The organism is Sphingobium sp. CFD-2, assembly GCF_024611135.1.
Lineage (GTDB): Bacteria > Pseudomonadota > Alphaproteobacteria > Sphingomonadales > Sphingomonadaceae > Sphingobium > Sphingobium fuliginis.
This window is the reverse complement of sequence record NZ_CP084408.1, coordinates 113,091-125,118: the sequence shown is the minus strand read 5'-3', so window position 1 is coordinate 125,118 and position 12,028 is coordinate 113,091. Positions and strand designations below refer to the sequence as shown.

Below are 12,028 nucleotides of genomic sequence, written 5' to 3'. Positions count from 1 at the left end.
ACCCGGTCGCTCGGCCGGGATCAGCCAAGGTCGTTCGCAACCGTAAGGCCCTGGGCCTGCGCCGGTCGATGCGCGGTAAGCAATTCGATCGCGCCGGTGATGGTCAAGAGCCGAAACGTCTCGGCCACATGCCTGAAGCCGGCCGCCGCGATCAGGCCGGGGAGCACGCCGTCGGCGTTGGGTCGGGTATCATCGATGCCATCGAGTCGCTGCACGGTCAGGCGAAAGGCGAGCCGCATGAGACCGTGCTGGCGGCCATAATCTGCGATCACCAGGCGGCCACCCGGGCGCAGCATGGCGAACATGGCGCGCAGGGTTGCCGCCTTCTCCCTGACCGGCATCTGATGCAGCACGAGACTCGATACGACAGCGTCGGCGGTGCCCGGGGCCACGTCCCTGGCAAATCCCTGACGCCAGTCGATATCGGCCTGCCGCGCAGCGGCCTTGTGCCGCGCGATGTCGAGCGCCTCGGCATCGGGATCGAGACCGATCACCTGCGTCCTGGGCTCGGCTTGCTTGAGCATCAGCGCGAAGCTGCCGGTGCCACAGCCGACGTCGACGACCGTCTCACCGGCTTTGGGCGCCAGGGCGGCGAGCATGGCGGCACGCCACCGCTTCTCCCGCGTCCACAGGCGGATCGCGCGATCATAGTCTTTCGTCGATCCGGTCCCGAGCGGCGGGGTGTAGGATTGCATTGGCTTCTCCCAACGCGAGGCGTCCGAAACGATAAGCTACATCGACATGGGTGGCGACAGTGTCCCCAGCCAGGCGACCAGCCCGAGAATGACGATCGCAAGACCGCCTTCGACGACGAGGCTCGCGCGCAGCAGCGCCTGCGCCCGTGGCGCGTCCTCTTCCTCGATCGCCTGCGCAAGTGCCGGGGTCAGGCGATAACGGTTGAGCGCGGCCAGGCCCAGCATGCCGGCGAAGAGCAGCAGCTTGGCGATGAGCAGCAGGCCGTAGGTCGACTGCCCGAGAGACGCGATGTTGCCCGGGCCGACCAGGAACCAGCCGTTCACCGTCCCGGTCAGGATCAGCAGGGCGACGATGATCGTGCCGACGAGGGAGAAGCCCCGCAGCGCTTCCTCGGCGAGCATGACCCGGTCCATGTCTTCAGTGGCGAGATCATCGGTTGCGAGCCTGGTAAGAACCAGCGCAAGGAATGCGGCAAGCGCGCCGACCCAGGCGCCCGCGGCGAGCAGATGGATGAGATCGGCCCCCAGTTGCAGCCAGCCCGCCTCGCCTTCGCCGGCCGCGCCATGCCCGCTCCAGGCGAGGGTCGCGAGTGCGACCGCGCCTGCCAGAGTGGAGGCGATGAAGGCAGGACGGGATTGCCGGCGATAGAAGGGGATGGAGAGCAGAAGAACGAGGAGCGCGACGAGGCGCGCCTTCAGCGCCGTTCCCATGGACGTGCCGTTGAACAGCTCTGCGACCATGGAAAGATCAGGCTGGGTGAGCGGCAGCCCGGTCATGGCCGCTGCCTGCAACGCGAACCCCAGCGCCGACAGCAGGAGGGCGAGACAGGCGAGACCGGCCACCATTGCTACCATCGGCAGATGCCGCTGTACCATCCGGCCGCCGCCGGGCGCATAGAGCGCGAACAGCGGCAGGCCGAACAACAGGCCGAGATCGACGTAGAGCGCCCAGCGGACGGCGACGAGTGCCACGTCGTTCATGGCGTCACTTGACGGTAAAGGCGAGATTGCCCTGGATGCGGTGCGTGTCGGTCGAGACGACGTGCCAGGCGACCTGATAGCTGCCCGCCATGAGCGGCTTGGCGAGCGTCAGCACGAGCGTCTTGTCGCCTTCGACGGACGTCTTGAAGCCGGTTACCGCCATGCGGTGGTTGGGCATGCCGGGCATGCCGGTCATCACGATCTCGGCGCCCGACAGCTTCGGCATCAGACCTTCACTGAAGGTGAGCGTTATACGCGACGGCGCCGAGACGCTGGCGTTCGCGGCGGGCGTCGAGGACACAAGCTTGGGATGCGCGTAGGCCGGAGCAGAAACACTCAGGCCGACGGCGGCGATAACTGCGAGAGGCGAAAAGAAACGCATTGGAACATTCTCCTGTAGATCCCATGAGACAATACGCAGCCCGAGCCCCCACCCCTCGCAATTATTCTTTTCAATCTACAGCAAGGGTTCCTGGACCATCGTGCGTATTGATGGATGAAGACGGAGAAGCACCATGGATGAACTTGACCACCTGCTCTCGCGGTTGCGCGATGCGCCTCTCGATCCCAGGCTCGGCGGCCTGGAAAGCCGGGTCATGGCGGAAATAGCGCGCATCCGGGCCATACCAAGCCTTGGCGCTATGACGTTCGGCATCGCGGCCGCAACCGCGCTGTTCATCGGAATTGCCGGCTCGGCAGTTTCGACACGGTCTGCTGATGCCAAACCGCTATCGCCCTTCGATGCTCGGCTCGCGCTTGCGCCCTCGACGCTGCTGAGCTCGCAGTGATGCGCGACCGCCGCCGGCTCCTGCTCCTCGTCCTGGTGACCTTCGCCGCGGCGATCGCTGGCGTTGTCATTGGCCGCGTCTATGTGGTTCCAGTGCGCCCGGTCGAAAATGAGCTGCACGAGCTGCTCCATCGCGATCTGAAGCTGAATTCAGCGCAACACAGCCGACTCGAGACAATCGAGAAGAACTACGCGATCCGGCGTCAAGCGCTGGAGGCCGAATTGCGCGCCGACAATGCGCGTCTCGCGGAAGCGATCGAAGCGGAGCATGGCTATGGCCCGCAAGTCGCAACTGCGGTGGATCGCTCGCACCAGGCCATGGGCGCGCTGCAGAAAGAAACACTTGAGCATATCTTCGCGATGCGGGCCGTGCTGCGCCCGGATCAGACGGACAAATTCGACGACGCCGTGGTGAAAGCGCTGACGGCCAAATCCGAATGACCGCGTGCCTCCCCGACTGCTCGGACGGGGAGCTCGCGGCTCTGGCGCTTGGAGGCCGGCAAGCGGCCTATGGCGAGCTGGTCCGCCGGCATCAAGGTTGGGTTCACCGGCTCGTGCGCAGCCATGTCGGATCTATGGATGAGGCATTGGATGTCACCCAGGCGAGCTTCGTCGCGGCCTTTGCCGCACTCAACCGCTATGACGTAACCCGACCCTTCCAGGTCTGGATGTCCCGGATTGTCATCAACAAATGCCATGACTGGCGGCGTCGGCGAGCGGTTCGAAATTTCTTTGCCCTAGCCCTACCGCTCGGCGAGGCGGACGGCGTCGCCGACGACGCACCGCTGCCCGATCAGGCGATCGGGGCCGAACAGCAGCTCGCGCAAGCAATGAAAGCGATTGCTGCCCTGCCGTCTTCCCTCAAGGACACGCTTATTTTGCGTACGATCGACGAGAAATCGGAAGCTGAAACCGCCGAAATTCTCGGGATCAGCCAGAAGGCGGTCGAAACGCGCCTCTATCGAGCTAGGGCACGCCTTTCGGAAATATTAAAGAAAGTTTGAGGGGGATGAGGCCATGCTGCGTATTCCCAATAGGTACGCCCTCTTTCTTAAAGCTGAGACAACCGAATGATTTCTGCTCTCGACCGCCGCCAGTTCCTCCGCGGCGCGGCCCTCGCCGGCGGCGGCGCAGCATTGTCAGCCTGGCTGCCGGCCTGGGCGCAGACGATCTCGCCGGGGATGCGACCGACGCTGCCGACCGTGTCGGGCGAAGACATTACGCTCACCATCGCCCGGCAGTCGATGACCATCGACGGGCGCAAGTTCCGGGCAATCGGCCTCAACGGCACGGTCCCCGCCCCGCTGATCCGGCTGCGCGAGGGCCAGCGCGTGCGGCTCAACGTCATCAATCAGCTGGAGGAGGACAGCTCGATCCACTGGCACGGGCTGATCCTGCCGGCCAATATGGACGGTGTGCCGGGCGTGTCTTTTCCGGGCATCAAGCCGGGCTCGAACTACCTCTACCAGTTCTCCGTCGTGCAAAGCGGCACCTACTGGTACCACAGCCATTCAGGCCTGCAGGAACAGGAAGGCCATTACGGCCCGATCATCATCGATCCCGCCGGTGCCGATCCGGTCGCCTATGACCGCGAGCATGTCATCGTGCTCGCCGATCACAGCGCGCTCTCGCCGCAGGCGATCTTCCGGCGCCTCAAGGTCAACCCCGGCCATTTCAATTTCCAGCGCCAGACCCTGGCCGGGCTCCTGTCGGGCAAGGATCAGCCGCTCAAGGACCGGCTCGACTGGGGCCAGATGCGGATGGACCCGGCCGACATCTCCGATGTGACCGGATCCACCTACACCTATCTCGTCAACGGCCATGGTCCGATGGACAACTGGACCGCGCTCTTCACCCCGGGCGAACGGGTGCGGCTGCGGGTCATCAATGCGTCGGCGATGACCACCTTCAACGTCCGCATCCCCGGCCTGCCGCTGACCATCGTCCAGGCCGACGGGCAGAATGTGGTGCCGGTCACCGTCGACGAGTTCCAGGTTGGTGTTGCCGAGACCTACGACGTCGTTGTCAGCCCAGGCGATGACAAGGCCTACACCCTTGTCGGCGAGGCGATCGACCGCTCGGGCATGGCGCGTGCCACGCTCGCGCCGCGCGCCGGCATGGCCGGCGAGGTTCCCCCCTTACGCAAACGGCCGCTCGCCGACATGAAGGACATGGGCATGGACATGTCCTCGATGCCGGGCATGGAAGGCATGGACATGTCGGGCGGCGCTATGCGGGGCGTCGATCCGACGGCCGAGAAGAACGCGTCCGCGCGCCTCGCGACCGGCGCGGCGGCAGCGATGGCGACCATGGACAATAGCGCCATGGCAGGCATGGATCATTCGGGGATGGATCATTCCGCGATGAGCGGGATGGACCACGGCGCGATGGGCGCCGATGGCCAGATGGCGGGCATGGACCATGGCGGGCACGCGATGGGGTCGATGAAGATGCGAGACTTCTCGAACGCGCCGCAGGTGAAGCGCGACCCGAGCGTCCAGACCATCTCGCCGATGCCCGTCGACCGCACCGGCGAGCCCGGCCAGGGCCTCGCCGACGTCGGCCACAAGGTGCTTGTCTACAGGGACCTGATGGCGCTCGATCGCAATCCGGACGTGCGCGCGCCGAGCCGCAGCATCGACATTCACCTCACCGGCAACATGGAGCGGTTCATGTGGTCGTTCGACGGCGAAAAAATGTCGGACCATCACGAGCCGATCCCCTTCATCGAAGGCGAGCGGGTGCGCGTCAATCTCATCAACGACACGATGATGGGGCATCCGATCCATATTCACGGGCATTTTTTCGAGCTGGTGACGGGGCATGGCGATCATGCGCCACGCAAGCATACGGTAATCGTCCAGCCCGGCGGCAAGGTGACCTGGGACTTCACCGCCGACGCGGTCGGCGACTGGGCCTTCCACTGTCATCTCCTCTACCACATGCATGCCGGGATGATGCGGGTCGTGAGCGTCCGTCCGAAGGGAGACGCGTAATGACCCGCATCCTCACGCCGCTGGTGAGCGCGATCGCCCTTTTCGCTGCCGCGCCCGCCTTTGCCCAGGATCATTCAATGCACGGCATGCCCGGCATGGCGCCGCCGGGCGAGGTGCCGCCGGCGCAGGAGAAGAAGAAGGACAAGGCCGCCGCCAGGCCGCGCGCTCAGACACCAGCGCCAGACGCCACCTCGGCGATGGACCATTCGCAGCACCAGGCCAGTCCTGCGCCGCAGGGAGATGCGGCCGGTCAGCCGCAACCCGCGTCTCCCGCGATGCCGGACATGCCGGGCATGGACCACTCCCAGCATCAGGACGGCGCGATGCCGGACATGCCCGGGATGGACCATTCGCAGCATGGCCAGACCGCCATGCCCGGCATGCAAATGACCGGCACGGCGCTTCCGGCCGGCAATGCGCCCCCGCCGCCTCCCCCCAGCGACCACTTCGCCGATCGTGATTTTCCCGGCGCCGAGATGGCGCGCTCACGCGACATCATGATGAAGGACAGCGGCGGCAACAATTTCGGGCAGGTGCTGCTCAACCTGTTCGAGTATCAAGCGCATAGCGGTCGCGATGGCTATCGCTGGGATGGCGAAGGCTTTTACGGCGGCGATATCAACCGGCTCTGGCTCAAGAGCGAGGGCGAAGGCGAGTTCGGCCGCGGCATCGACAGCGCGGAGGTGCAGGTGCTCTATAGCCGGGCCATCGACCCCTATTTCAATCTTCAGGGCGGTATCCGCCAGGACTTCGGCCGCGGGCCCGACCGCACTTACGCGACGGTCGGCGTCGAGGGCCTGGCTCCCGGCATGTTCGAAGTCGAAGGCGCGCTGTTCCTCTCGACCAAGGGCGATGTTCTGGGCCGGGTCGAGGGCTATTACGACCAGCGCATTACCCAGCGCCTGATCTTGCAGCCGCGCGCCGAGGTCAATTTCGCCGCGCAGGATATTCCGGAGAACGACATCGGTTCGGGGCTGGTCAACATAGAGCTCGGCGCGCGCCTGCGCTATGAGTTCAGCCGCCAGTTCGCACCCTATATCGGCGTCTCTTATCTGCGCAAAGCCGGCGACACGGCGCGGCTGTCGAGGCTTGCCGGCGAGGACGTCCATGCCACCAGCTTCGTCGCCGGCATCCGCTTCTGGTTCTAGCATCGGGACGGCTGATGGCGGGGGCGAACAGGAGAGCGGGGCGTTACACTGAGACCCAGGTCGGCCTGCGCCGAACGAAGGAGATACGCCATGGATCATTCGTCCCACATGAGCACACGGAAGATGGGCGCCTATTGGAGCCTGGCCTTCCAGACCGTCATCAGCGGCGTCATCATGTATCTGGTGATGTTCGTCATGATCGACGGGCTCGACAGCTTCTACAACAACCTCAACATGCTCTACATGACGCTGATGATGGTCTCACCGATGGTGGTGCTCATGATCCTCGCCATGCGGCACATGTTCCCGTCGAAGGCCGCCAACATCGCGCTGATCGCCGCGTCGCTGGTCGCCTTCTTGGGCAGCTTCGCGTTCATCCGCACGCAGACCACGATCGGCGACACGGCCTTTCTGCGCTCGATGATCCCACACCACTCCGGCGCGATCCTGATGTGCCAGGAAGCAAAGCTGAGCGATCCCGAAGTCATCCGGCTTTGCGAATCGATCAAGCGCTCGCAGCGGCAGGAAATCGACGAGATGAAGGCCATACTCGCGCGGCGCTGAGTGGCACGGTCCGGCTACGCCCGGATACGTGCGCCCGGCCGGGCGTGTGAGCCGGCCGATGGTCTACACGAGGCGCGGGCCCGACGAGATTGCCAGGGAGGTGGCGCGGCTTGCGCCGCTGTTCCTGCGACAGGCTGGCGGCCACGTCCTGACGCTGCTCGATCCTTCCGGGATGGTGCTGAGCTATAATGAAGAAGGCGAGCGTGCCGAATGCTGGCCGCTCGATCGCGTCCTGGGACAGCCCCACGACCTGTTCTACCCGCCCGACGAGATTGCGGCGGGGCGTCCAGGCGCAGACCTGGCGGCCGCCCTTCACGAGGGCACGCTGGAGCGCGAAGCGTGGCGGGTCTGCGAGAACGGCGCGGAATATCTGGCGCGCCTGACGATCTCCGCACTGTTCGAAGGCGACACACATCGCGGCTTCGCCTGCATCAGCCGCGATGTCACCGACGAGGCGGCGGTCCGCGCATCGATCGAGACCCGCGAGCAGCATCTGCAATCGATTCTGGCGACGGTGCCGGATGCGATGATCATCATCGACGAGACCGGCGCCATCACGTCGTTCAGCGCAGCGGCACAACGCCTGTTCGGCTACAGCGAAGCCGAGCTCGTCGGCCGCAACGTCTCCTGCCTTATGCCCCAGCCCGATCGCGACCGTCACGACGAATATCTCGCGCATTATCTGCAGACCGGCGAGCGCCGGATCATCGGCCTCGGTCGCGTCGTGGTCGGCCAGCGCCGCGACGGCTCAACCTTCCCGATGCAGCTGTCGGTCGGCGAGGCCGGTGAAGACGGGCAGCGGTTGTTCACCGGCTTTATCCGGGATCTCACCGCCAAGGAGCAGGATGAGCTCAGGCTCAAGGAACTGCAGGCAGAGCTGGTCCATGTCTCTCGGCTGAGCGCGATGGGCACGATGGCCTCGACGCTCGCGCATGAGCTCAACCAGCCGCTTGCCGCGGTCGCGCTCTATCTCGAGACGATCCGCGACATGCTCGACGAGCGGGACGACGAACCCTTCGTGTCGCTACGGTCGGTGATGGATGATGCGGCACAGGAAACGCTGCGGGCCGGCCATATCGTCCGGCGCCTGCGCGATTTCGTCGCCCGCGGCGAGGTCGACAAGAGCCTCCACGAGCTGCCGCAGGTCATCGCCGAGGCGAGCCAGCTCGCGCTGGTCGGTGCACGCGAGCGCGGCATCCGCAGCTTCTTTGCGGTCGATCCCGCCGCGACGCTGGTCCTCGTCGACAGGGTGCAGATCCAGCAGGTGCTGGTCAACCTGATGCGCAATGCCATCGAGGCGATGGCGGAGTGTCCGGTTCGCGACCTCAAGGTGGCGACCAGGTTGCGCCCTGACGGGCTGATCGAGGTGACCGTGGAGGATACCGGTCCCGGCATCGCGGACGGAATCCGCGAGCAGCTCTTCACGGCGTTCAACTCGACAAAGGCCGACGGCATGGGCCTCGGCCTCTCGATCTGCCGGACCATCATCGAAGCGCATGGCGGCCGTATCTGGATGGAGCGCCCCGACCGCGGCGGCACCCGCTTTCATTTTACCTTGATCCATGCGCGGGCGGAGGAGGAACATGGGGGATAGACGCGTCATCCATCTGGTCGACGACGAGGAGAGCATCCGCAAGGCGGCGAGCTTTGCGCTCAAGACCGCGGGCTACGACGTCGTGACCTATGCCTCGGGCGTGGAGTTTCTCAAGGAGGCGAAGTCGGCGGCCGTCGGCTGCGTCATCCTTGACGTGCGCATGCCCGAGATGGACGGTCTCGAGGTTCAGGCCGCCATGGCAGCACGCGGGGTCAACATGCCGGTCATCGTCCTGACCGGCCATGGCGACGTGTCGGTTGCGGTGCAGGCCATGAAAGGCGGCGCGGTCGACTTTCTCGAGAAGCCCTTCGAGAAAGCGGCCCTGCTCGGCGCCGTCAGCCGCGCGTTCGCGCGTCTCGACGATGTCGACTTTCGCACTCTGGAAACCTCTGAAGCCGGCGTGCGGGTCGCTGCACTGACGCCCCGGGAGCGTGAAGTGCTGGAAGGGCTGGCGAACGGCCTGCCCAATAAGACGATCGCCTATGACCTGGGCTGTTCATCGCGAACGGTCGAGGTCCATCGCGCGAGCCTGATGGCCAAGCTCGAGGTCCGCAATTTGTCCGAAGCCCTGCGGATCGCCTTTGCCGCGGGCATGGGCCGCAAGCCGAAGTGACTGCGACCTCTACGTAGCGACGGGACGAGGCGCGATATGCGATCGATGGTGCAATCGTCACACGGGTGTCCGCTTCTCGCAATGCCATCGGTCCGTTCCACTCAGCATGATGGCAGATACACCATCCTCGTCTCCGACGACGATCCCGGCGTGCGGCGTGGCCTCCAGCTGCTGCTGAGATCGCGCGGCTATGCCGTGTGGGGATATACGACCGGCCACGCGCTGTTGGCCGACCCCCGCGCGAAGGAGGCAGACTGCGTCATCCTCGACTATCGCATGCCCGACATCGACGGATTCGCGATGCTGCGTCACCTTCGCGAGATCGGATGGTCGGGACGCGCCATCATGATCTCAGGCTTTCACGACACGCTGCTGGCCTGGCGGGCCGCCGAGGCGGGCTTCGATCACGTTCTCGCAAAGCCTTTGATCGGCAGGGCTTTGCTCGATGCGTTGGACCGGCACCGCGCCGAGGTTCTGCGAAAGCATTGAGTTATGGCGGCCGGCCCCCGGCAGCCTCAGCCCGGCGCGATGTGGAAAGCCGATCTGCGCCGTCAAAGCCAGTGGCTACGTTTGAACCGGATGTAGAGCCCAATGCAGACCGCAGCGATGACGCCGAGGATGACGAAATATCCCCATTGCGTCTTCAGTTCGGGCATATTCTCGAAATTCATGCCGTAGATTCCGGCAATCGCGGTAGGCACCGCGAGGATCGCGGCCCAGGCGGCAAGCTGACGCGTGATCGCACCCTGGCGCTGCTGTTCGAGCAGGTGACTCGCCTCGAACACCGAGATCAGGATGTCGCGGATGCCGGTGATGGCGCTCTCAACCCTGAGCATGTGATCGAGCAAATCACGGAAATAGGGTTTCCTTCTCACGATCTGGCTTTTGAGCCATTCGAGCATGGAATCTTTTGCCATCATGGGCGTCGTCGTCGCTCTCGGCAGCATCGTCTACCGGGCCAGCATCCGCCGGTCATCAACGTAGGGGTCACGACGGTGGAGCGAGCGGTCGGCTCTTCAAGCCCAACGCGATCGGCTCATTTCTCGCTCACCAGTCGTGAACTAACGGCAAATTTGTCAGAATTTGAGGGTGAAAGTGATTTATGGCCCTCATTTTTGTTTCAAGCAGCGCCTGCCGAATGCATCTCTGCGATTGATGTCTTCTGCAAAAGCTTGTTGGCATCGGATGCTCGCTGATCACACCTAACCCGTAATCGTGCCTCTGGCTGACATACCCGACAAACGTATAAGCTCGCCATGCGCGGGCGTCACCAACCCAATTCCGCGTGCGATCCCAAGCGCACAAGCTGCAAGGTGTCGTCATCGGGCTTGCGGTAAATCAGCACGAGGTCGGGCTTTATGTGGCAATCGCGATGGTCGCGCCAGTCGCCGGTCAGCGCATGGTCGCGGTGGCGCGGTTCAAGCGGCTCGTCGGATGCCAGCGCCTCGATGATCGGGATCAGGTCAGCGTCCAGCGTCTTGGCGTGCTGCCCCTTCTTCTCCCGCTTGTAGTCGCGCTTGAACCGCCCGAAGCGTTCAATCGTCCGCATTGAGGTCGGCCATCAGGTCGACCACCGTGGCGAACCGCTTGCCCTTTCCCTCGCGCGCTTCCTTCATGGCCTCGATCGTCTCGGCATTGGGCACCAGCGGTTCAAACGGCAAGGCCTTGTCGCGGGCAACGCGGGTCAGCATCAGGCGCACGGCATCGGAGACGGTCAGCCCCATAGCAGCCAGCACGGTCGCGGCTTCCTCCTTCACCGCTCCGTCGATCCGGGTCTGCACAAGAGCGTTTGCGGCCATGTCGATTTCCTTTCTGCATGACGATGTAATGCAAGCGAACGCAAAGTGCAATCAGGCAAAGCCCCGGCTATCGACATGGCGACCGGGCTTCGCGTTTTTCACCTTCAATGCTGTGAGTGCCATCGGTTCGGGGCCCTGATCGGGAATGTTGGGGCCGTTCTCACACTTTCGGTGGGCAAACGGTCCCACAATCGTTCCCACATTTTGGGCCAAATTCAGGCAAATCAGGGAGACGACCGCGAACAACTTACAAGACAAATCGTTGCTTTTTCAGTGTAGGTAGGGGTAGGGACGCCATCAGCTCGCTTGACACAAGGTTCTACACTCGACAGCGGGGTCCTCTACCACCGGGCAATTCTGCAGGATGCTGCAAACCGCGCGATATCAATGGCGGGCGAAAATTCGCTGACCGGCGCTGCCGAAGGCCACCACCGTATAGGGTTGGCGGGCAGCGCCTGCCACTTCCATGCCCTCCGAACCGATCGGCATCCCCGCAACCGCAATGCCTTTGACGCCCGCAGGACGGGTCGCCAGCAAGCGCTTGACGTCGGATATCGGGACATGGCCCTCGATCATATAGCCATCGACGATCGCGCTGTGGCAAGATGCCAGCGTCCGGGGCATGCCGGCCTTGCGCTGAAGCTCGCTGCGCGACGCATCGTCACGCATGACGACCTTGCGTCCCAGCTTCGCGCGCACGGCCTGCGCCCACTTCTCGCAACATCCACATCCCGGATCCCGGTGGACGACGATATCACTGGCCGCAAGCGCTACGCCGGGCATGGCGAGGAACAGCAAGGCGACGAATAGGCGGGTCTTCATGAAATGACTCCCGGAAGAACGATAAGCAT

General features: G+C 64.2%; 15 protein-coding genes and 1 pseudogene. 9 read left to right on the top strand and 7 right to left on the bottom strand.

Annotated features, from left to right (window positions below; all coding sequences use genetic code 11):
* Positions 1–20: 20 nt before the first annotated feature.
* Genes LDB29_RS27800 through copC form a run of 3 tightly spaced genes read right to left on the bottom strand, consistent with a single transcriptional unit; the run spans position 21 to position 2,058 of the window.
* Positions 21–695 (bottom strand): class I SAM-dependent methyltransferase, encoded by a 675-nt coding sequence (locus tag LDB29_RS27800; RefSeq protein WP_020820524.1) that lies wholly within the window; start codon positions 693–695, stop codon positions 21–23.
* Between the two features lie 36 nt (positions 696–731).
* Positions 732–1,676: a copper homeostasis membrane protein CopD gene (copD, locus tag LDB29_RS27795; protein WP_020820523.1), complete on the bottom strand. Its 945-nt coding sequence runs from the start codon at positions 1,674–1,676 to the stop codon at positions 732–734.
* A 4-nt stretch (positions 1,677–1,680) separates the two neighbouring features.
* Positions 1,681–2,058: a copper homeostasis periplasmic binding protein CopC gene (gene copC / locus LDB29_RS27790; protein WP_007683372.1), complete on the bottom strand. Its 378-nt coding sequence runs from the start codon at positions 2,056–2,058 to the stop codon at positions 1,681–1,683.
* A 133-nt stretch (positions 2,059–2,191) separates the two neighbouring features.
* On the opposite strand from copC, the gene LDB29_RS27785 reads away from it, so the two are divergent.
* From LDB29_RS27785 to LDB29_RS27745, 9 genes are all read left to right on the top strand, one after another.
* Positions 2,192–2,464, top strand: a complete 273-nt coding sequence (locus tag LDB29_RS27785) for a hypothetical protein (RefSeq protein ID WP_007683370.1) — start codon at positions 2,192–2,194, stop codon at positions 2,462–2,464.
* On the top strand, positions 2,464–2,904 hold the full coding sequence (locus tag LDB29_RS27780) for a periplasmic heavy metal sensor (protein WP_007683368.1): 441 nt from the start codon (positions 2,464–2,466) through the stop codon (positions 2,902–2,904). Before LDB29_RS27785 ends, LDB29_RS27780 begins: the two co-directional genes overlap by 1 nt.
* Positions 2,901–3,467 carry an RNA polymerase sigma factor gene (locus tag LDB29_RS27775; protein WP_007683367.1) on the top strand — a complete coding sequence of 189 codons (567 nt, stop codon included), beginning with the start codon at positions 2,901–2,903 and terminating at the stop codon, positions 3,465–3,467. The genes LDB29_RS27780 and LDB29_RS27775 overlap by 4 nt, the downstream gene beginning before the upstream one ends.
* A 66-nt stretch (positions 3,468–3,533) precedes the next feature.
* Complete coding sequence (locus LDB29_RS27770) at positions 3,534–5,459, top strand: copper resistance system multicopper oxidase (RefSeq protein WP_007683365.1); 1,926 nt, start codon at positions 3,534–3,536, stop codon at positions 5,457–5,459.
* Entirely contained in the window at positions 5,459–6,607 is a 1,149-nt protein-coding gene (locus tag LDB29_RS27765; protein WP_007683363.1) for a copper resistance protein B, read from the top strand. Before LDB29_RS27770 ends, LDB29_RS27765 begins: the two co-directional genes overlap by 1 nt.
* A 90-nt stretch (positions 6,608–6,697) precedes the next feature.
* Complete coding sequence (locus tag LDB29_RS27760; RefSeq protein WP_007683361.1) at positions 6,698–7,171, top strand: DUF305 domain-containing protein; 474 nt, start codon at positions 6,698–6,700, stop codon at positions 7,169–7,171.
* 58 nt (positions 7,172–7,229) lie between these two features.
* Positions 7,230–8,765, top strand: a complete 1,536-nt coding sequence (locus tag LDB29_RS27755) for a nitrogen regulation protein NR(II) (protein ID WP_257558785.1) — start codon at positions 7,230–7,232, stop codon at positions 8,763–8,765.
* Positions 8,755–9,378 carry a response regulator transcription factor gene (locus LDB29_RS27750; RefSeq protein ID WP_007683357.1) on the top strand — a complete coding sequence of 208 codons (624 nt, stop codon included), beginning with the start codon at positions 8,755–8,757 and terminating at the stop codon, positions 9,376–9,378. Before LDB29_RS27755 ends, LDB29_RS27750 begins: the two co-directional genes overlap by 11 nt.
* A gap of 81 nt (positions 9,379–9,459) precedes the next feature.
* Positions 9,460–9,867, top strand: coding sequence for a response regulator (locus LDB29_RS27745; protein WP_007683354.1), 408 nt, complete (start codon positions 9,460–9,462; stop codon positions 9,865–9,867).
* 62 nt (positions 9,868–9,929) lie between these two features.
* Here LDB29_RS27745 and LDB29_RS27740 read toward each other — a convergent pair.
* The 4 genes and pseudogenes from LDB29_RS27740 to LDB29_RS27725 all read right to left on the bottom strand — a co-directional run.
* Positions 9,930–10,244 (bottom strand): annotated as a pseudogene (locus LDB29_RS27740) (CorA family divalent cation transporter); the annotation flags it as partial.
* 401 nt (positions 10,245–10,645) lie between these two features.
* Positions 10,646–10,927, bottom strand: a complete 282-nt coding sequence (locus LDB29_RS27735) for a type II toxin-antitoxin system YafQ family toxin (RefSeq protein ID WP_004212690.1) — start codon at positions 10,925–10,927, stop codon at positions 10,646–10,648.
* Positions 10,914–11,177 carry a type II toxin-antitoxin system RelB/DinJ family antitoxin gene (locus LDB29_RS27730; protein ID WP_004212689.1) on the bottom strand — a complete coding sequence of 88 codons (264 nt, stop codon included), beginning with the start codon at positions 11,175–11,177 and terminating at the stop codon, positions 10,914–10,916. Before LDB29_RS27730 ends, LDB29_RS27735 begins: the two co-directional genes overlap by 14 nt.
* Positions 11,178–11,561: 384 nt before the next feature.
* A complete protein-coding gene (locus LDB29_RS27725) occupies positions 11,562–11,999 on the bottom strand; it encodes a DUF411 domain-containing protein (protein ID WP_007683347.1) in 438 nt (145 codons plus the stop codon).
* Between the last annotated feature and the right edge of the window lie 29 nt (positions 12,000–12,028).

Bases quoted from the DNA above. Each gene is read 5' to 3' on its own strand.
- LDB29_RS27755 (WP_257558785.1), top strand. From the start codon at position 7,230: ATGGTCTACACGAGGCGCGGGCCCGACGAGATTGCCAGGGAGGTGGCG.
- LDB29_RS27770 (WP_007683365.1), top strand. From the start codon at position 3,534: ATGATTTCTGCTCTCGACCGCCGCCAGTTCCTCCGCGGCGCGGCCCTC.
- copD (WP_020820523.1), bottom strand. From the start codon at position 1,676: ATGAACGACGTGGCACTCGTCGCCGTCCGCTGGGCGCTCTACGTCGAT.
- LDB29_RS27735 (WP_004212690.1), bottom strand. From the start codon at position 10,927: ATGCGGACGATTGAACGCTTCGGGCGGTTCAAGCGCGACTACAAGCGG.
- LDB29_RS27765 (WP_007683363.1), top strand. From the start codon at position 5,459: ATGACCCGCATCCTCACGCCGCTGGTGAGCGCGATCGCCCTTTTCGCT.
- LDB29_RS27745 (WP_007683354.1), top strand. From the start codon at position 9,460: ATGCCATCGGTCCGTTCCACTCAGCATGATGGCAGATACACCATCCTC.
- LDB29_RS27785 (WP_007683370.1), top strand. From the start codon at position 2,192: ATGGATGAACTTGACCACCTGCTCTCGCGGTTGCGCGATGCGCCTCTC.
- LDB29_RS27760 (WP_007683361.1), top strand. From the start codon at position 6,698: ATGGATCATTCGTCCCACATGAGCACACGGAAGATGGGCGCCTATTGG.
- LDB29_RS27780 (WP_007683368.1), top strand. From the start codon at position 2,464: ATGCGCGACCGCCGCCGGCTCCTGCTCCTCGTCCTGGTGACCTTCGCC.
- LDB29_RS27725 (WP_007683347.1), bottom strand. From the start codon at position 11,999: ATGAAGACCCGCCTATTCGTCGCCTTGCTGTTCCTCGCCATGCCCGGC.
- LDB29_RS27800 (WP_020820524.1), bottom strand. From the start codon at position 695: ATGCAATCCTACACCCCGCCGCTCGGGACCGGATCGACGAAAGACTAT.
- LDB29_RS27750 (WP_007683357.1), top strand. From the start codon at position 8,755: ATGGGGGATAGACGCGTCATCCATCTGGTCGACGACGAGGAGAGCATC.
- copC (WP_007683372.1), bottom strand. From the start codon at position 2,058: ATGCGTTTCTTTTCGCCTCTCGCAGTTATCGCCGCCGTCGGCCTGAGT.
- LDB29_RS27775 (WP_007683367.1), top strand. From the start codon at position 2,901: ATGACCGCGTGCCTCCCCGACTGCTCGGACGGGGAGCTCGCGGCTCTG.
- LDB29_RS27730 (WP_004212689.1), bottom strand. From the start codon at position 11,177: ATGGCCGCAAACGCTCTTGTGCAGACCCGGATCGACGGAGCGGTGAAG.